Source organism: Kordia sp. SMS9, from assembly GCF_003352465.1.
Classification (GTDB): Bacteria; Bacteroidota; Bacteroidia; order Flavobacteriales; family Flavobacteriaceae; genus Kordia.
This window is the reverse complement of the sequence record NZ_CP031153.1, coordinates 2,931,065-2,948,009: the sequence shown is the minus strand read 5'-3', so window position 1 is coordinate 2,948,009 and position 16,945 is coordinate 2,931,065. Positions and strand designations below refer to the sequence as shown.

General features: G+C 34.6%; 21 protein-coding genes. 14 read left to right on the top strand and 7 right to left on the bottom strand.

From position 1 onward, the window contains the following. Positions 1 to 9: 9 nt before the first annotated feature. Positions 10 to 804, top strand: a complete 795-nt coding sequence (locus KORDIASMS9_RS12740) for a hypothetical protein (RefSeq protein ID WP_114903199.1) — start codon at positions 10 to 12, stop codon at positions 802 to 804. On the opposite strand, the gene KORDIASMS9_RS12735 is transcribed toward KORDIASMS9_RS12740, so the two are convergent. Next, a complete protein-coding gene (locus KORDIASMS9_RS12735) occupies positions 801 to 1,382 on the bottom strand; it encodes a TetR/AcrR family transcriptional regulator (protein ID WP_114903198.1) in 582 nt (193 codons plus the stop codon). The genes KORDIASMS9_RS12740 and KORDIASMS9_RS12735 overlap by 4 nt on opposite strands. 67 nt (positions 1,383 to 1,449) lie before the next feature. Beyond that, positions 1,450 to 2,205, bottom strand: coding sequence for an SDR family NAD(P)-dependent oxidoreductase (locus KORDIASMS9_RS12730; protein WP_114903197.1), 756 nt, complete (start codon positions 2,203 to 2,205; stop codon positions 1,450 to 1,452). A gap of 141 nt (positions 2,206 to 2,346) precedes the next feature. Here KORDIASMS9_RS12730 and KORDIASMS9_RS12725 point away from each other — a divergent pair, with 141 nt between their 5' ends. Next, positions 2,347 to 2,823, top strand: a complete 477-nt coding sequence (locus tag KORDIASMS9_RS12725) for a hypothetical protein (protein ID WP_162819927.1) — start codon at positions 2,347 to 2,349, stop codon at positions 2,821 to 2,823. Between the two features lie 66 nt (positions 2,824 to 2,889). Here KORDIASMS9_RS12725 and KORDIASMS9_RS12720 read toward each other — a convergent pair whose 3' ends face one another. Continuing rightward, positions 2,890 to 4,317: an ATP-dependent RecD-like DNA helicase gene (locus KORDIASMS9_RS12720; protein WP_114903195.1), complete on the bottom strand. Its 1,428-nt coding sequence runs from the start codon at positions 4,315 to 4,317 to the stop codon at positions 2,890 to 2,892. 189 nt (positions 4,318 to 4,506) lie between these two features. Here KORDIASMS9_RS12720 and KORDIASMS9_RS12715 point away from each other — a divergent pair, with 189 nt between their 5' ends. The 3 genes from KORDIASMS9_RS12715 to KORDIASMS9_RS12705 are packed head-to-tail and all read left to right on the top strand — an operon-like array spanning position 4,507 to position 6,742. Beyond that, positions 4,507 to 5,370 (top strand): hypothetical protein, encoded by an 864-nt coding sequence (locus KORDIASMS9_RS12715; RefSeq protein WP_114903194.1) that lies wholly within the window; start codon positions 4,507 to 4,509, stop codon positions 5,368 to 5,370. Beyond that, positions 5,348 to 6,181 (top strand): DUF3822 family protein, encoded by an 834-nt coding sequence (locus tag KORDIASMS9_RS12710; protein ID WP_162819926.1) that lies wholly within the window; start codon positions 5,348 to 5,350, stop codon positions 6,179 to 6,181. The genes KORDIASMS9_RS12715 and KORDIASMS9_RS12710 overlap by 23 nt, the downstream gene beginning before the upstream one ends. After that, entirely contained in the window at positions 6,182 to 6,742 is a 561-nt protein-coding gene (locus KORDIASMS9_RS12705) for an RsmD family RNA methyltransferase (RefSeq protein ID WP_114903192.1), read from the top strand. A 111-nt stretch (positions 6,743 to 6,853) separates the two neighbouring features. Here the strand turns inward: KORDIASMS9_RS12705 and ribH are convergent, their stop codons facing one another. Further along, complete coding sequence (gene ribH, locus KORDIASMS9_RS12700; protein WP_114903191.1) at positions 6,854 to 7,339, bottom strand: 6,7-dimethyl-8-ribityllumazine synthase; 486 nt, start codon at positions 7,337 to 7,339, stop codon at positions 6,854 to 6,856. A gap of 5 nt (positions 7,340 to 7,344) precedes the next feature. Next, positions 7,345 to 8,163: a tetratricopeptide repeat protein gene (locus KORDIASMS9_RS12695; RefSeq protein WP_205317985.1), complete on the bottom strand. Its 819-nt coding sequence runs from the start codon at positions 8,161 to 8,163 to the stop codon at positions 7,345 to 7,347. Between the two features lie 111 nt (positions 8,164 to 8,274). Between KORDIASMS9_RS12695 and KORDIASMS9_RS12690 the strand changes: the two genes are divergently transcribed. The 3 genes from KORDIASMS9_RS12690 to KORDIASMS9_RS23290 all read left to right on the top strand — a co-directional run bounded on the left by KORDIASMS9_RS12690 (position 8,275) and on the right by KORDIASMS9_RS23290 (position 10,326). Further along, complete coding sequence (locus KORDIASMS9_RS12690) at positions 8,275 to 9,354, top strand: DNA replication/repair protein RecF (RefSeq protein ID WP_114905241.1); 1,080 nt, start codon at positions 8,275 to 8,277, stop codon at positions 9,352 to 9,354. Between the two features lie 6 nt (positions 9,355 to 9,360). Then, positions 9,361 to 9,657 (top strand): DUF721 domain-containing protein, encoded by a 297-nt coding sequence (locus KORDIASMS9_RS12685; RefSeq protein ID WP_114903189.1) that lies wholly within the window; start codon positions 9,361 to 9,363, stop codon positions 9,655 to 9,657. Positions 9,658 to 10,110: 453 nt separating this feature from the next. Then, positions 10,111 to 10,326: a hypothetical protein gene (locus KORDIASMS9_RS23290; protein WP_162819925.1), complete on the top strand. Its 216-nt coding sequence runs from the start codon at positions 10,111 to 10,113 to the stop codon at positions 10,324 to 10,326. A 222-nt stretch (positions 10,327 to 10,548) separates the two neighbouring features. On the opposite strand, the gene KORDIASMS9_RS12675 is transcribed toward KORDIASMS9_RS23290, so the two are convergent. Further along, a complete protein-coding gene (locus KORDIASMS9_RS12675; RefSeq protein ID WP_114903187.1) occupies positions 10,549 to 10,968 on the bottom strand; it encodes a nucleoside-diphosphate kinase in 420 nt (139 codons plus the stop codon). A 185-nt stretch (positions 10,969 to 11,153) separates the two neighbouring features. On the opposite strand from KORDIASMS9_RS12675, the gene KORDIASMS9_RS12670 reads away from it, so the two are divergent. The 6 genes from KORDIASMS9_RS12670 (at position 11,154) to KORDIASMS9_RS12645 (ending at position 15,282) form a co-directional block, all read left to right on the top strand. Continuing rightward, positions 11,154 to 12,167 carry a bifunctional oligoribonuclease/PAP phosphatase NrnA gene (locus tag KORDIASMS9_RS12670; RefSeq protein WP_114903186.1) on the top strand — a complete coding sequence of 338 codons (1,014 nt, stop codon included), beginning with the start codon at positions 11,154 to 11,156 and terminating at the stop codon, positions 12,165 to 12,167. Between the two features lie 4 nt (positions 12,168 to 12,171). Further along, positions 12,172 to 12,738 carry a gliding motility-associated peptidyl-prolyl isomerase GldI gene (gene gldI / locus KORDIASMS9_RS12665; RefSeq protein WP_205317984.1) on the top strand — a complete coding sequence of 189 codons (567 nt, stop codon included), beginning with the start codon at positions 12,172 to 12,174 and terminating at the stop codon, positions 12,736 to 12,738. Between the two features lies 1 nt (position 12,739). Next, positions 12,740 to 14,005 carry a peptidylprolyl isomerase gene (locus KORDIASMS9_RS23970; protein WP_114903184.1) on the top strand — a complete coding sequence of 422 codons (1,266 nt, stop codon included), beginning with the start codon at positions 12,740 to 12,742 and terminating at the stop codon, positions 14,003 to 14,005. Positions 14,006 to 14,197: 192 nt separating this feature from the next. Continuing rightward, the gene (locus tag KORDIASMS9_RS12655) at positions 14,198 to 14,410 is read left to right on the top strand and encodes a hypothetical protein (protein ID WP_114903183.1); all 213 of its coding nucleotides are present in this window, start codon (positions 14,198 to 14,200) and stop codon (positions 14,408 to 14,410) included. Between the two features lie 316 nt (positions 14,411 to 14,726). After that, positions 14,727 to 14,942 carry a hypothetical protein gene (locus KORDIASMS9_RS12650; RefSeq protein WP_114903182.1) on the top strand — a complete coding sequence of 72 codons (216 nt, stop codon included), beginning with the start codon at positions 14,727 to 14,729 and terminating at the stop codon, positions 14,940 to 14,942. Positions 14,943 to 15,099: 157 nt separating this feature from the next. Then, positions 15,100 to 15,282: a hypothetical protein gene (locus KORDIASMS9_RS12645; protein WP_114903181.1), complete on the top strand. Its 183-nt coding sequence runs from the start codon at positions 15,100 to 15,102 to the stop codon at positions 15,280 to 15,282. Between the two features lie 141 nt (positions 15,283 to 15,423). On the opposite strand, the gene KORDIASMS9_RS12640 is transcribed toward KORDIASMS9_RS12645, so the two are convergent. Next, positions 15,424 to 16,887: an aminoacyl-histidine dipeptidase gene (locus KORDIASMS9_RS12640; protein WP_114903180.1), complete on the bottom strand. Its 1,464-nt coding sequence runs from the start codon at positions 16,885 to 16,887 to the stop codon at positions 15,424 to 15,426. Positions 16,888 to 16,945 lie beyond the last annotated feature (58 nt).

Here is a 16,945-nt window from a genome sequence, read left to right as displayed (position 1 = left end):
AATTTATTTATGACAGAATTTACAGAACGTTATCAAAAACTATCCAAAGCAGCGTTACTAGAAATCATTTCGAATGCTTCCAGTTATCAAGCAACAGCGGTTGAAACAGCAAAACTAGAGTTGCTGACTCGCGGAGTTTCAGAAGAAGATTTGAATGAAGTAATAGCCGTAAATTTAGAACAAGCAGCGCAACAACAAAAGCTTCTGAACGAACAGCAAAAAGCTAAAAAAGCAGAAATGAAAGTTTTTTTAGAGCCTATAAATCCTTTTTTGAAAGGACTTTCAGGACATGAACGTGAAATTCGCATCATGAGTTGGATTTTTACGGCCATCGGACTGTATGCAATTATCGTTTTGATAGAACTGTATAATTTGAATCAGTCATTGATAAACGATTTGTTTAGCATGTCAAGAGGATTTGAAGAAAATTACATCACATTATTGTGTCTTGTGTTTGGATTTATGATTGTGATTGGTGTTGTTTTATTTTGGCTGCGTAAACGATTTGGCTGGATTTTAATAACATTCTTGGCTGTTTTAGGAATCATAGGCAAGCTTTTCAACTTTTTCTATGTTGCGAACAAGGCTTCTTCCGAATTCAAAAGAAATATGGATGCTATTATGTCATCTGATTGGAGCATTATGTTGTACTGCGTGTACATAAGTTTATTTCTATATGTATGTATTTTTTTATTCAGAAGAAAAACAAGGCAAATTTTTAGTGTAACCAGTTCACTTTCTTTTTTAGTATTTATGCTTGCGTTCGTCCTGCAAATAGTAGTTTGGTCAATATTTATAAATTAATCAAGTAAAGTCAATACAGTATCAACCGAAGCTAATAATGCTTCTTCGTTGGCATCTGTTTTAGAGACGACTTTAATTCCGTTGAAAAAAGTATGTAGAAGTGAAGCTAAATTTTGAATGTTTTTTGTTGCTAAAATTTCCCCTGAATCGACACCTTTTTTTAGGAAATCTTCAAAAGTAGCGATCATAAAAGCTTTATTCTCTTTGATGACATTCAGCATTTCAGTGTCATTAGGAACCAATTCTGTTGCTACATTAATTACAAAACAACCTTTGCGTTCGGCATCGCATACGGCCTCAGAAATTCCGCTTTCAAAAAGTGCACGAAATCCTTTTTTTACACTTTCTTGACTTTCTAAAAATGCTTGCAATTGCTGTCGGTTTGTAGCTCTGTAATGTGCAAACGCTTTGTCGAACAACTCTTTTTTTCCACCGTACGTATCATAAATACTTGCACGATTGATGCCTAGATGATTCACCAAATCCTGCATGGAAGTTGCGTAAAAACCATTGCGCCAAAACAAACACATGGCTTTGTTCAGCGTTTCTTCTTCATTAAAATTCTTGACTCTTGGCATACTTTTAAAAATTGTAGCGACGGCAAAAAACCATCGCTACAAAAATACAGATTAATAATTATATGTATTAACTCAACAACGGATTTATATTGATTCCACCATCTACATTGTATTCACCTCCTGTAATGAAAGATGCTTCATCGGAAGCTAAGAAAGCAACCAAATTGGCAACATCTTCTGGTTGTCCAAATCGTTTTAATGGAATTCGCTCTTGCATCGCTTGTGCAAAACCATTCAATTGTGCTTCAGGCATACCAGTTTTTCCAAAAATGGGTGTTTGTACAGGTCCAGGGTTTACAGCGTTCACGCGAATTTTTCTCGGTGCTAATTCTGTGGCTGCAGTTCTTGTATATGAATTTAATGCTGCTTTTGTGGCTGCATACACGGCTGTATTAGGCATTCCTGTATAGGCATTCACAGAAGACAAATTGATGATAGATGCGCCATCATTCAAAATTGGCAAAAACTTTTCTGTCGTAAATACGGCACCTTTGAAATTAATTCCAAACTGATGGTCAAACATTTCTTCTGTAATTTGACCAACTGGTGCTGGCGCAAAAATTCCAGCATTTACGAATAAAACATCTACATTTCCATGTGTTGCTTTTACTTCTGCCACCAAATTGTCAATTGCCTCAAGCGACGTAACATCGGCTACAATTCCTGTAACGCCTAATTCGTTGGCAGCGTTTTCTACTCGTTCGTGTGATCTTCCTGTAATAATCACATTGGCACCTTGTGCTTTTAATTTTGCAGCAGATGCATATCCGATTCCGCTATTTCCTCCTGTAACAACGGCGATTTTTCCTTGTAATGAACTCATTATTTTTTGATTTTTTAGTGTTTAATTTTTATTTTGGAACGATCATTCCGATACAAATATACAGATAACAGAACGATCATTCCAAATAAAATTGCAATTATTTTTTTTACATTTGAAATGCTACTCAAAAACAGACACGACATGACACCAAATTCCTTTATAAAAACACTGACAGTTATACATTTTGCATTGGTTGCAGGATTAACGCTATTTGCAGGCGTAATTTTGTATTTGGATAGAGATAAACTGAATTTTGCTTTTGATACAGAAGATACACTGCTTCTTATTTTTCCAATAATTGCTATTAGTGCATTGTCTGCGAGTAAAATTGTTGTCAAACAACTACTAGAGAAAGCCAAGAAAACTGAAGATTTAAAAAAAATGCTCCCACAATATCAAACTGCGTGCATTGTAAAGTATGTGTTGATTGAAGGTCCTGCAATGTTTGGAATTATTTTTTTTATGATTACTAGCAACGCTGCTTTTGTTGCCATTTCAGGGGCTTTGATTGCTTTTTTGATGTTACAAAGACCGACGAAATCAAAAGTTGAACAGGAACTTGAATTACACGGCGAACTTCGAAATCAATTTATGCGCTATGATGAAGTGATTGAGTGAATGGTTTTTGGGTGTTAAATGTTCTGTTTTTTCATTTAAAGTCTAACATTTTAACTCCATTATTTATTATTCTGAAAGAAAGAAATCATCAGAAAAACCGATGAGATATAGCTTTTCTTGGGCACGTGTCATCGCTGTATATAACCAACGCATGTATTCTTTTCCAACGCCGTTTGGTAAATAGGGTTGTTCAATAAAAACCGTGCGCCATTGTCCACCTTGCGATTTGTGACACGTGATGGCGTAACTGAATTTTACTTGCAATGCATTGAAATATTTGTTGGCTTTTACTTTTAGAAATTTTTTGTATTTAGACGTTTCACTTTCATAATCGTTCATAACTTCTTGGTACAAACGATTTCCGTCTTCATAGGATAATGCGGGTGTTTCGGCATGAATGGTATCTAACAACAATACAGTTTCCAACGGTTTCTGATTGGGATAATCGACCATGCGAATGTTCACTTCCGCAAAGCGAAAACCATACAATTCTTTAATGGAAAAGATTTCCAGTACTTCAATAATGTCACCGTTGGCAATAAATCCTGCTTCGGAAGTTGGTGGCAACCAAAAGTAATTGTTTTTCACCACCATTAAATAATCACCCGCAGATAATTCGTTCTCGTTAAACAAGATACGACTGCGTATTTGTTGATTGTAGCTATTGGCTCTTTTGTTGGAACGTACAATAATTGCCATTTCTTCTTTTCCACTATCCGAATACGATTCACTGATAGCATCTTGAATTTCATAACCATCTATTAAACGGACAACATCAGGAAAGTTGGAGAGTTGAAATTTATATTCTGCATAAAATTGATCGTGCAATTGTTCCCGTAAATTAGTCGCGTTGACTAATATTCCAGAATCTGCATCTTGCCGCACCACTTCATCCAATTCGATCAGCGTAACGTTTTTATCATAATTCAGTTCTAATGTACGTTCGTCTAACGCAGGACTGATATCTAGTTTTACGGGCGGTAACTGCGCAGTATCACCAATTAAGACCAATTTACATTTATGTCCCGAATAGACATACATCATTAAATCATCTAACAATGAACCATTTTCAAACAGTTTGGAATCGCTTGGCGCATCAGGAATCATAGATGCTTCATCTACAATAAAAATAGTATCACGATGTTTATTGGGCTGCAACACAAAGCGTACGCCACCTCCTTTATCTTTTTTTGGGAAGTATATTTTGCGATGAATGGTAAATGCTTCTCGCTTGGAATAATTACTGATAACTTTTGCCGCACGTCCTGTAGGTGCTAATAAAACTGACTTTTTTTTGGTATGCCATAAATGCGTCACCAAGGTTCCAATGGTCGTTGTTTTTCCTGTTCCTGCATATCCTTTTAAGAGAAATAACGCATCAGGATCATCTCCATAAATAAATTCACAAAGTTTGTGCAATACTACATCTTGCTTGAAAGTAACTTCGTGTGGAAATTTACTTTTAAGTAGTTTGTAAAATGTAGTTGCATCCATACGTATTGAAATTATTATCTTTTTGCAGATTTGTATGGGCGAAAATAGAAAAGTAATTCGAATGATTCTGCATCATTTACTTTTTTATAAATATAATATGCTTTTTTTGAGCAAATACTTTTACCATTAAAAAAAAATTGTAGATTTGCGTATATTGATGTTCTTAAAACAAAACTATTCTTAATAGAGATGAAACACGCAAAACAAAAATTCAATTTAGTCTTATCATTCGTAATTGCTTTCTTACTTGCGCCAGCATTAGCCTTTGCCCAAGATAACAAAGTAGTAGAACCTGGTTCATTTGAAACACTCAAAACACCAATAATTTTAGTCGCTGCACTCGTAGTTGCTATTGGACTTTTATTCTTAATTGAAAAATTAGTACCAAGAAAAGTAAGACCTATTTTTTCTGTTGTCTTTTTGGCTGCTTCTGTATTTTTTGGATACAAAACCTACACATCAATCATGGCTCCTGTAGAGTTTAAGCAAAAGAAAGTGAAGCGTTATAAAGAAGTTATTAATAACTTGAAAGATATTAGAGATGCTCAAAACGCACACAAAACCGTTACTGGAAAGTATGCGCCAACCTTTGACAGCCTAGTAACATTTATTGAAAAAGCAAAATTTGCCATTATAGAACGAAGAGATTCAAGTTATACAGAGTTTGATAAAGTATACAAAATTGACAAACTGAAAGAAGTTGTTATTATTGACACTTTAGGTTTTGAACCTGTAAAAGATTCTTTATTTAAAAAATCTGATCGTTACAAAACGATGAAATATGTACCGTTTGCAAAAGATGATAAGCAAATGTTTACCATGAAAGTTGATTCTGTTGAAGTGAACAATTATATTGCGCCTGTTTTTAAAGTATCCGTAGCAAAAGAAGTAATTTTACACGATTTAGATAAAGATTTATTGAAACAAGAAAAGAAAATTGTTTCTGTAGATGAAATTGATGGTCCTGACATTTTTGTTGGATCACTTGATAAAGTAAGTGACAGTGGAAATTGGCCTACAAGCTATGAAATTGGAGACAACAAAAAGAAATAACATAGAACACACAAGTTTTAATAAGTTGTCCATTCAGATTTCTCTGGATGGACTTTCTTTTTGCATCCTACATGCAGTAACAAACGAAATTACGGCATTGCGCCATTTTCAATTTGATGAAGTAACAAATCCGCTGCAGCTAGAAAAAGAAGTAACACATATTTTTGAGCAAGAAGCTTCCCTACTCAATCAACCTTTTGAAGCAGTGACGGTAAGTCACATCAACACACTTTCTACATTTGTACCGAAACCTTTATTTTCAGACAAACATTTAGCAGATTATTTAAAATACAACAATAAAATACTACCCAACGATTATATTACGTTCGATGTTGTAACCAATAATGACATGGTCAACGTGTATATTCCGTATGTGAATATTAATAATCTATTTTTTGAAAAATATGGCGCGTTTCATTATAAACATTTTGCCACTATTTTGTTAGAAAATATTTTTCAATCTGCCACAACTTCCGAAGAAGCAACCGTATATGTACACGTGCAAAAAACACATTTTGAAATTATAGTAATTCAACAAAAGAAGTTACTATTCTACAATTCGTTTGAATATGTTTCTTCCGAAGATTTTATTTATTATTTACTTTTTTCTTTAGAGCAATTACAATTAAACACCAATACGCTTCAACTGTTCTTTTTGGGTGCTATTGATAAAAGTGATGTGTTGTATACAGTCACGTACACGTATGTACGCCATGTTGATTTTTTAGATAAGAAGTATGGCTTTGACTTCCACGAAAGTGTGACAAAACCTAAAAGTCATCACGATTTCACCTTACTAACCAATTTTTAGATGCGAATTATTTCTGGAAAACATAAAGGAAGACGCTTCCAAGCACCAAAGAAATTACCTGTGCGACCTACCACCGACTTGGCAAAGGAATCACTCTTCAATATTTTGAACAATCACTATTATTTTCATGAAATTAGTGTGCTAGATTTATTTGCAGGAACTGGAAATATTAGCTACGAATTTGCATCGCGCGGCACCGAAACAATTACTGCGGTAGATGGCGATTATGGTTGTGTAAGTTTCATCAAGAAAACAGCAGCACTATTAAACCTCAACATTACCGCCCTAAAAAGTGATGTTTTTAAGTTTTTGGACAAAACATACCTAAAGTCCGATATTATTTTTACAGATCCACCGTACGCGTTTACGATCGAACAATTTGAAAAAATCATCCTCACTGTTTTTGAAAGAGAATTGCTTTTGGAAGGTGGTTTTTTAATTGTAGAGCATGCCAAAGAGACAACATTGGACCATGTTAAAAATTTTAGCTTTTCGAAAAACTATGGAAGTTCGGTGTTTAGCTTCTTTGAACTACCAGAAGCTTCTAGCGAGGAAGAATAGCTTTTAGAAATGAATTGAATGCTCATTGAACATAAAAAACCGTCGCAGAAAGTTTTCCACAACGGTTTGTGTTTTTTGATTCAGATTTTATTCTAAATACTAAACTTTACTTTAAAAAGTTCGCAATTGTGCCATTTTTATGGCTGCAATGGCTGCTTCTACGCCTTTGTTTCCATGTTTTCCACCAGAACGATCAATTGCTTGTTGCAGCGTGTTATCTGTCAACACACAAAAGATGACTGGAATATCCGATTGTACATTTAAATCTTTGATTCCTTGTGTGGTTGCACTACATACAAAGTCAAAATGTTTCGTTTCTCCTTGAATCACACTTCCAATAGCAATGATAGCATCTACTTGTTGCGTTTTTTGCATGTGCTTTGCGCCATACACCAATTCAAAGCTTCCAGGCACATTCCAACGAATGATATTTTCAGCTGTAACGCCATTCTCTTTTAACGCTTCAATAGCGCCTTCACACAAACCTTCCGTGATGTTTTCATTCCACTCAGAAACAACAATCCCAAATCGAAAGTCTTTCGCATTTGGGATTGTCGCTTGATCGTATGTAGATAGATTTTTATTTACAGTTGCCATATATATTATTTTAAGGCTTCTGCTTTTCCAATATATACATCTAATAATTTTCCATCAGCTGTTGTTTTGAAAGAAGCATATTCATCTTCAATTCTCTTAAAGTATTCCAACGCTTTTCCTGCTTTTGGATTTTCCATGTTTAACGCTGTAATTCCTGCTTTTAATAAATATATAGGAGTTGTAGCATCGTTTGTACTATGCTGAAACGCTTTTTCATAATATTCTAAAGCTGTATCCATTTGTCCTAGTTGTACAAATGCATCACCAATAGCACCTTTTGCTTTTGCTCCAATAATGACATCATCTGATGAAAATTCTTGTAAGTGTTTGATAGCTTCTTCATATTTGTTCAAATTCAAATACGCAATTCCTGCATTGTAGTTTGCCAAATTTGCAGCACTTGTTCCGCCGTATTCAGAAATAATTTTCAAATATCCGTACTTTCCTTCTCCACCTTCTAAGGCTAAAGTTAATAACGAATCTCTTGTAGCTAATCCTGCTACTACATCTTGACTCAAGTCTGTGTTAACAGCTTGATTGAAATATGTATTTGCTTGAAACACTTCATTAGAAGCTTCTACTTCTTTTGGTGCCGCAAAAATTTTCGCATAAATTAAGTATCCTAAAAGTACTACGGCAATTGCTCCAATACCTATAAAGATAAACTTTTGATTTCTAGCTACCCATTCTTCCGTTTTGGACGCAGTTTCATCTAAAGTATTAAAAACTTCTGCTGTTGTACTTTCTATTTCTTCAGCAGGAACTTCCTTCTCTTTCTCCGCTTTGGTTTTAACTTTATATCCTCTTTTCTTGTAAGTTGCCATATATTGAATATTAATGTGCGCAAAAATAAAATTTTTAAGTAGAATTAAAAGCTTATTTATTTGATATTTTTCAATAATTTGCATTTTTATTGTAATGATGCTTCTATTTTCATGTTTCTAAAGAAATTATCACTGATCAATTACAAGAATTTTGAAACAAATTCTTTTGATTTTAACCCAAAAATAAATTGTCTTGTCGGGAATAACGGCGTTGGGAAAACCAATGTCTTAGACGCTATTTATCATTTATCGTTTGGGAAAAGTTATTTTAATCCGGTGGCTTCCCAAAATATCAAACACGGCGAAGATTTTTTTGTGATTGATGGCACGTATGAAAAAGTTGATCGAAACGAAAATATTATCTGTTCGCTGAAAAGAGGACAAAAAAAGATGGTGAAACGCAATGGAAAACCGTATGATAAACTTTCAGAGCATATTGGTTTTTTGCCATTGGTGATTATTTCGCCTGCCGATCGCGATTTGATTATTGAAGGAAGCGACACGCGCAGAAAGTTTATGGACAGCGTCATTTCTCAATCCAATAAGCAGTATTTACAAAATTTAATTAATTACAATAAAGTACTCTCGCAACGAAATTCGTTGTTAAAGTATTTTGCCTTAAATAGCACGTTTGATGGCGATACACTCAGCATTTACAACGATCAACTGCATGAGTTAGGTTCGCAGATATACGCAGAACGCAGAAAGTTTTTAGAAGCCTTTTTGCCCATTTTCATGACACGCTATAAAGCAATTGCAAACGAAAAAGAAATTGTAAATATCAGCTATAAAAGTCAATTACATGAAAAAGATTTTCGATCTTTGTTAGAAGAAAGCATCCAAAAAGACAAAGTATTGCAATATACGAGTGTAGGAATTCACAAAGATGATTTGTTATTTTCTATCGAAACGTATCCAATCAAAAAATTTGGAAGTCAAGGACAGCAAAAGTCGTTTTTAATTGCGTTGAAACTAGCGCAATTTGATTTTATTAAAAACTTAGCCAATGTTACGCCCATTCTATTGTTAGATGATATTTTTGACAAATTGGATGAACAACGTGTGGCACAAATTATGTCATTAGTAAATGACGATGATTTTGGGCAAATTTTCATCAGTGACACACATGTAGAACGCACTGAAAGCATTGTAAAAGAAATCCATCAATCGTACGAGATTTTTAAATTATAATTCATTTTGAAAAAAAGACACACCGAACATAGAACCATTAGCGAAGTATTGAAAGATTTCGTTTCCGAACATCGACTTGAAGATGGTTTGGACAAAATTGACGCGCGTGATGCTTGGTTACAATTAATGGGGAATGGCGTAAATACGTATACAACCAATGTCATACTAAAAAATGACACATTGTATGTTTCTTTATCTTCTGCGGTTTTGCGTGAAGAATTGAGTTATGGTAAAGAGAAAATCATCCGAATGCTGAATGAAAGTCTTGGCAAGGAATTGATTAAAAATTTGGTACTTAGATAGATTTTTTAGACTTGTTTCCGCTTAAGCGGAAATTTCTTAGACCGCTTCGCTTTTAGATTTTTAGACATCCAATAAAAAAGATAGCGCGAGTCTGAGGCTCACGCTAGCAAAATATATTTTAAAAAGTCTAAGAGCGATCTAAAAATCTAACACTCTAAAAACAAACCGTATCTAATTAAAAAATTTGACGCAACCATTCTACTTTTTTTACATCTTAAGAATAAAAAACTTACAATAATGATTAAATCAATGAGACCATTTTTAATAATAACATCTCTTTTCATAGCTACTCTTCTAATTTCTTGTAATAACGACGATGATTCAAACTCTGATTGCGAAAATGTACCATGTACAACGGAATTTATAACGATTGTTATATCCATAAAAGACCAAAATCAAAATCCTGTAGCTTTAGATTCTTATGAAGTGATAAATATCGAGACTAATGAAGACATGACTATATTACTCTCTGCATCTGGATTTGAAATTGCACAACAACTTGGGCAGTATCCTCTCTTAGATGACGGAAGTCTTGAAGCAAATCAAGAACGACAAGTTCAATTTAAAGGATTCATAAATAATCAAGAGGTCATTAGTAGTACCTATACTGTTAGCACTGATTGTTGTCATATCAATTTAGTTTCTGGAACAGTAGAGCTTACCCTTTAAGGTGTTTAAACTACACAACAATGTAGAAACGCAATAGGTTTTTCAAAAATAAATTTAGCGTTACAGTAGAAAAATGGATTCCTGCCTTCGCAGGAATGACAAAATGTGATCATATAAAAATAGCGCGAGTCTCAGACTCACGCTATCAAAATATATTTTATAAAAAAGTCTAAGAGCGAAGCGATCTAAAAATCTAACACTCTAAAAGCAAAGCGCTTCTAACTAAAAAGTTTCTCTTCCAGCAAAGTGGAAAGCGCCTTCAATAGCAGCATTTTCGTCGCTATCAGAACCGTGAACTGCATTTTCTCCAATAGAAGTTGCATATAAATTTCTAATCGTTCCTTCTGCAGCTTCCGCAGGATTTGTAGCTCCAATTAAGGTTCTAAAATCGCTTACTGCGTTTTCTTTCTCTAAAATTGCCGCAACAATTGGTCCTCTTGTCATAAATTCTACCAACTCTCCAAAGAAAGGTCTTTCGTTGTGAACAGCATAAAATTCCTCAGCATCGCGCTTGCTCAACTGTGTTAACTTCATTGCAACGATGTTAAATCCTGAAGCAGTAATTTTTTCTAAAATAGCGCCGATGTGTCCATTTTCTACAGCATCAGGCTTAATCATGGTAAAAGTTCTTTTCCCAGCCATTATAATAAGTATAAGTAGTTATAAATTCTAATTTTGTAAAATCATCTTTGATTTTCGGTGCAAAAGTACACAAATACAATTTATTTGCAAGCCTATTTTAGTATATTAGCCAGCTATGAAATGAGAAGCCTTACAATCTTCATCGTTTTTATAGTATTTATGATCGAATTACAGAATTGAAACGCATGAATGAAGCTGAAATACAAGGTGTAAAAACACTACTAGCCACACCTAAAAATATTGTCATTATTCCACATAAAAATCCTGATGGAGATGCTATTGGTTCCACGCTGGCGCTTTGGCATTACTTGAAAAAAAGGCAACACAACGCCACAATTATTGCGCCTAACGATTATCCTAATTTTTTAAAATGGATGCCTGGTGAAAACGAAATTATAAAGTTCGATTATGAAAATACGCAAGCTAAAAAAGTATTACATGATGCCAATGTTATCTTTACGTTAGATTTTAATGATTTGAGTCGAATTGGAGAAATGGAATCGGTAGTTGCAGCCACAAAAGCAACTTTTGTAATGATTGACCATCATCAGCAACCATCTAACTATGCGAAATATATGTATTCGGATACGAAAATGAGTTCTACCTGTGAAATGGTGTACAATTTTATTACTTTTTTGGGTGATGAAGCATTGATCAATACAGAAATGGCAACGTGTATGTACGTAGGCATTATGACGGACACAGGCTCATTCCGCTTTAAAGCAACCACAAGTACCACGCACAGAATTATTGCCAATTTGATAGATAAAGGGGCGGAAAATGCTGCCATTCACAATGCAATTTATGATACTAACAGTTTAAGTCGCCTGCAATTATTAGGTTGCGCCTTAAAAAATTTAGTCGTATTAGAAGCTTATAATACCGTCTATATTACTATCAGTAAAGACGAATTGATGCGTTACGACTTTAAAAAAGGTGACACAGAAGGTTTTGTAAATTATGGATTATCACTAAAAGGCATTAAATTTGCTGCAATTTTTATTGAAAATCTCCAAGAACCGTATGTAAAAATGTCATTGCGATCTAAAGGTGATTTTTCAGTAAATGAATTTGCACGTGCGCACTTTAATGGTGGCGGACACACCAATGCAGCTGGTGGGCGAAGTGATGAATCATTAGAAGCTACGGCTGAAAGATTCACCAAAATCTTAGCTGCGTACAAAGACGAATTAAATTAAAAATATGTTGAAAAAAATTGCGCTTTTCTGTCTTCTTGGCATGCTTATCGTTTCTTGTTCAGAACCACAGGCAAGAGAACCTGTGAGCAAAAGTACTGGTTCTTTTTTAAAAGAATCGGTTGCTAGAAACAAAGCGCTCATTGCCAAAGAAGAAGCCAATATTCAAAAGTATATCAAACAAGACAGCACTAATACCTATATCGCTTCTAAAAATGGCTTCTGGTATTTTTACAATACAAAAAGTGAGCAAGAATCGTATTTTCCAAAAAAAGGAGACACGTTAACGTATGCGTATAATATCTTCAGAATGACAACAGGCGAATCTATCTACAAAAAAGAAGAAATTGGCATACAACAATATGTAGTAGACAAACAACAAATCTTCCCTGGTTTGCGTTTTGGTTTACAATTGATGAAAAAAGGAGAAACAGCAACATTTCTATTTCCATCGCATGTGGCGTATGGATATCACGGAGATAACAAACGCATTGGAACCAATGTTCCAATCAAATCTACTATAACTTTACTTGATATAAAAAAAGACAACAAAAACCTAGAAACAGAAAATTAAAATGAGAGTATTTACAACAACAATCACACTATGTCTTGCGATTATCACTTTAGGATTTACTTCCTGTAAAAATGATAAAAATTCAACCAGCACTGATCAAGTTGCTGCTAATGGCGACGCACAAGATGATAAGAATGGTATTTTTGCCGAAATTAAAACGAATAAAGGAACTATGGTCGCTCGCTTGTTCTACAAAAAAGTGCCTGTAACCGTAGCTAATTTTATTGCATTGGCAGAAGGAACACATCCAAAACTTCCGGCAGATCAACAAGGAAAACCATACTATAACGGAGTTTCTTTCCACAGAGTTATGGATAAATTTATGATTCAAGGTGGCGATCCAACAGGAACAGGAAGCGGAAATCCAGGATACCGTTTTGCAAGCGAATTTGACAAAGATTTAAAACACGACAAACCAGGTGTATTATCTATGGCAAATTCTGGTGGTGTAGCTACCAACGGAAGTCAATTTTTCATTACAGAAGTTCCATATCCAAGTTTAGATCCATTAGACTTTGCAGGAAAACCAAAGCCTTGTGAACGTCCACGTGTAAGCTGTCACTCTGTTTTTGGACAATTAGTGGAAGGAATTGCAATACAAGACAGTATTTCAAATGTAGCGGTTAATCCAGGTTCTAAAAAACCCTTAGAAGATGTGATTATGAACGAAGTAACTATCATTCGTGTTGGAAAAGAAGCGAAAGCCTTTGATGCAGTTAAAGTATTTACAGAAGACGAACCGACGCTTTTAAATAAATATGAAGAATTTAAAGAAGGTATCACTGCTGAATTTAACGCAAAAGAAAAAGAAAAAATAAAAGACGTTATTGCAAAATTTGTAGCAGACAATAAAAATTTAGGAGAAGTATTTGAATCTCCTACGGGAATGGTAATGGTTACCACTCAAAAAAATACTACTGGTGAAAAACCAACCGTTTCAAACTATGTAAAGGTAAACTGTACAGGTGCTTTTGAAGATGGAAAAGTTTTTTACACTACGTATAAGGAAGTTGCACAAGAAAATGGACTTTACAATGAAGCATCGGCAAGTCAAGGAGCTTACCAACCTTTCTCATCCATCTACAATAAAAGCGCAACATTGGTTCCTGCTTTTAAAGAAGCATTCTTACGCATGAAATTGGGCGAAAAAGCAAAAGTATTTGTACCTTCTTATTTAGGATATGGTTCTCGTCAATACGGACCAATTCCACCGAACTCAAACTTAATTTTTGAAATTGAACTTGTAGAAATTGACACCACAAAATAATTTACCACAATTATAAACTCACAAAAGCTCTTCTTCGCAGAAGGGCTTTTTTTTGTGAATCAAAAGTTCTTTACAGTGAAAAGTAGTTTTTTCATAAGGGAAAACACTCAAACATTCTTATTCGTTTTCCTGTTTTAATAAAGTAAGACTTAGTTTACATTTGCAGCAATACTAATCTTAAATATAATACTCATGAAAAAACAAAAAATTTCTTTACAATTACGAAAGCAAAAAATTTCATCACTTTCAAAAAAACAAATTCAAGGAGGAGCTGGTGCATATACGACACTGCCAAATCCGTTGCCAATTAGTTTTGTGGTAATTCAATGTGCAACAAAAGAATGTGATATTAAATTATCTGTAAAATTGAATTGTAGCGCATTAACAATCACCTACAAATGCTAACCTTTTTACTTTTTAAAATTGCAAGTAATACCAATTTACACATAAAATGATGTTTATAAACTCGCTCACTTGGCAGTTTAGTTCTTTGCGAATACTTTCCGTAGCTAAGGCTATGCAAACCATTCACAGCATCCTATACAGCCAAAGCAACTTCGTATCCAAAACACCAGTTTAAATGTAAACTTGGTATAAGTTAAAATCCCCATACCATTGGGGATTTTTTACGGGGAAAAACACGGTCGCCATTTCATTGGTTTTCCTGTTTTGAAAAACTACTCACTGAAGGATATTTGCAACGAAACAAAAAATATATATCATGAAAAAACAAATGAAAACTTTAGGTTTAAAAAAGCAAACAATTTCTAGTTTAGAAGCAAGATTTGTCAATGGTGGCGCACCAACAACACACAGTATGATGACTATGCAAAAAGGTTGTATCAGTCAAGATCCTTGCAATCCAGTTCCACAAGATCCACGTCCGATTGAAGATAGTTCTCGTGTAATTCCATGTACAACTGATGGCTGGAATTGAAATTAGAAAAATATTATTGCTAATAATGAATTTAAAAAAAAGCTCCTTTTCGGGAGTTTTTTTGTTTAAAACTACATTGGTTGATGGGATTACCGTAACAGTCATAGATAAACTTTTTTTACCTTTAAGAAGAAAATAAATCACAAAATTATATATCATGAAAAAAAAGAAAATCGCATTGCAACTTAGAAAACAGAAAATTTCATCTGTAGCACAACAGTACCTTATTGGAGGAACAAATGACACTACAGATCATCCATATTGTGTGAGTAAGAAAACTGAATGTGAAGATGGCTGTTTTGATACCTTTAAAGAAGATGGTTGCGATGTTGCTCCGTGAACACTGCAGAATGGTAATATGTATACCTTATGACCTGTTTTCTATGTACAACTCATAGAATAAAAAATAAATAGAGCGCAATTAAGATCTTATTTCGAATCCTAACTACGCTCTATTTTATAAAATTAATGTATTAGCTCCTTATTTTTTTGGAATATTTTTTAAAATTTCCAATACGTATTTCCAATATTTTTGTGCAGAAGAAATACCTGCACGCTCGTCTGGCGAATGTGCGCCACGAATGTTTGGACCAAAACTAATCATTTCCATATCTGGATAATTCGTTCCTAAAATTCCACATTCCAAACCTGCATGACAAGCTGCTACATGTGGTTCTGCACCATTGTTTAATTCTTTGTATAAATTGACCATTACTGGTAAAATAGAAGCATTCATATTAGGTTCCCAACCTGGATATGAACCAGAAAACTCCACTTCGCAACCTGAAAGCTCAAAACTAGCTCTAAGTTTTGTTGCCAAATCCATTTTCCCGCTTTCTACAGAAGAACGTGTCAAACAACCAATCTTAATTTCACCATCTTTTGCAATGACACGGGCAATATTGTTAGAGGTTTCTACCAAATCTTCAATATCTGGACTCATGCGATACACGCCATTATGCGCTGCATATAATGAACGCGTAATGCCTTCTTGCACGCCCAACTCCATCACACCATTAGGTGTTTCTGTGATTGTAAATGCTATTTCTAACTCTTCTTCAATACTTACAAATTCTTTTTTAATCGTATTGATGAGTGTTTGCATCTCAAATTCAAATGCTTCTTGTTGTACTTTATCAATCACAACCGTAGCCGTACTTTCTCTTGGAATGGCGTTTCGAAGACTTCCACCATCAATTTCCACAATGCGCAATCCGAAGTTTTCAAATCCGTCAAACAACAAGCGATTCATCAATACATTGGCGTTTCCAAACCCTTTATGAATGTCCATTCCACTATGTCCACCTTGCAATCCGCTTACTTTTATCGTGTATCCAACTACATTTTCGGGAGTTTCTTCTACCACATACGAACGTGTTGCGGTCACATCAATTCCACCTGCACAACCAATTCCGATTTCATCATCTTCTTCTGTATCAAGATTTAGTAGAATTTCTCCTTCTAGCAATCCGCCTTTCAGTCCCATCGCGCCTGTCATACCTGTTTCCTCATCAATCGTAAATAGCGCTTCTATCGCAGGATGCGCAATATCATTACTTTCCAACACTGCCATAATGGTGGCTACACCAAGTCCATTATCAGCGCCTAAGGTAGTTCCTTTTGCTTTTACCCAATCGCCCTCTACAAACATTTCAATTCCTTGCGTATCAAAGTCAAACTCAGTATCGGAATTCTTTTGGTGAACCATGTCCAAATGCGACTGCATTACAATAGGTTTTCGGTCTTCCATTCCTGCCGTAGCTGGTTTTTTAATGATGACATTTCCAACTTCATCTACAAAAGTTTCGAAGCCTAAATCTTCTCCAAATTTCTTCATAAAAGCAATCACACGTTCTTCTTTTTTAGAAGGTCGTGGAACTGCGTTTAAATCGGCAAATTTGTTCCAAAGTGCATTTGGCTCTAAAGTTCTTATTTCTTGACTCATTTTGATTTTTTTATGGATTGAAAAATTGTTTACAAAGGTAAATGTTTACTCGTAAAAT

Bases quoted from the DNA above. Each gene is read 5' to 3' on its own strand.
- KORDIASMS9_RS12720 (WP_114903195.1), bottom strand. From the start codon at position 4,317: ATGGATGCAACTACATTTTACAAACTACTTAAAAGTAAATTTCCACAC.
- gldI (WP_205317984.1), top strand. From the start codon at position 12,172: ATGTTGAAAAAAATTGCGCTTTTCTGTCTTCTTGGCATGCTTATCGTT.
- KORDIASMS9_RS12715 (WP_114903194.1), top strand. From the start codon at position 4,507: ATGAAACACGCAAAACAAAAATTCAATTTAGTCTTATCATTCGTAATT.
- KORDIASMS9_RS12735 (WP_114903198.1), bottom strand. From the start codon at position 1,382: ATGCCAAGAGTCAAGAATTTTAATGAAGAAGAAACGCTGAACAAAGCC.
- KORDIASMS9_RS12650 (WP_114903182.1), top strand. From the start codon at position 14,727: ATGAAAAAACAAATGAAAACTTTAGGTTTAAAAAAGCAAACAATTTCT.
- KORDIASMS9_RS12695 (WP_205317985.1), bottom strand. From the start codon at position 8,163: ATGGCAACTTACAAGAAAAGAGGATATAAAGTTAAAACCAAAGCGGAG.
- KORDIASMS9_RS23290 (WP_162819925.1), top strand. From the start codon at position 10,111: ATGACTATATTACTCTCTGCATCTGGATTTGAAATTGCACAACAACTT.
- KORDIASMS9_RS12675 (WP_114903187.1), bottom strand. From the start codon at position 10,968: ATGGCTGGGAAAAGAACTTTTACCATGATTAAGCCTGATGCTGTAGAA.
- KORDIASMS9_RS12730 (WP_114903197.1), bottom strand. From the start codon at position 2,205: ATGAGTTCATTACAAGGAAAAATCGCCGTTGTTACAGGAGGAAATAGC.
- KORDIASMS9_RS12740 (WP_114903199.1), top strand. From the start codon at position 10: ATGACAGAATTTACAGAACGTTATCAAAAACTATCCAAAGCAGCGTTA.
- KORDIASMS9_RS12705 (WP_114903192.1), top strand. From the start codon at position 6,182: ATGCGAATTATTTCTGGAAAACATAAAGGAAGACGCTTCCAAGCACCA.
- KORDIASMS9_RS12645 (WP_114903181.1), top strand. From the start codon at position 15,100: ATGAAAAAAAAGAAAATCGCATTGCAACTTAGAAAACAGAAAATTTCA.
- KORDIASMS9_RS23970 (WP_114903184.1), top strand. From the start codon at position 12,740: ATGAGAGTATTTACAACAACAATCACACTATGTCTTGCGATTATCACT.
- ribH (WP_114903191.1), bottom strand. From the start codon at position 7,339: ATGGCAACTGTAAATAAAAATCTATCTACATACGATCAAGCGACAATC.
- KORDIASMS9_RS12655 (WP_114903183.1), top strand. From the start codon at position 14,198: ATGAAAAAACAAAAAATTTCTTTACAATTACGAAAGCAAAAAATTTCA.
- KORDIASMS9_RS12670 (WP_114903186.1), top strand. From the start codon at position 11,154: ATGAATGAAGCTGAAATACAAGGTGTAAAAACACTACTAGCCACACCT.
- KORDIASMS9_RS12690 (WP_114905241.1), top strand. From the start codon at position 8,275: ATGTTTCTAAAGAAATTATCACTGATCAATTACAAGAATTTTGAAACA.
- KORDIASMS9_RS12640 (WP_114903180.1), bottom strand. From the start codon at position 16,887: ATGAGTCAAGAAATAAGAACTTTAGAGCCAAATGCACTTTGGAACAAA.
- KORDIASMS9_RS12725 (WP_162819927.1), top strand. From the start codon at position 2,347: ATGACACCAAATTCCTTTATAAAAACACTGACAGTTATACATTTTGCA.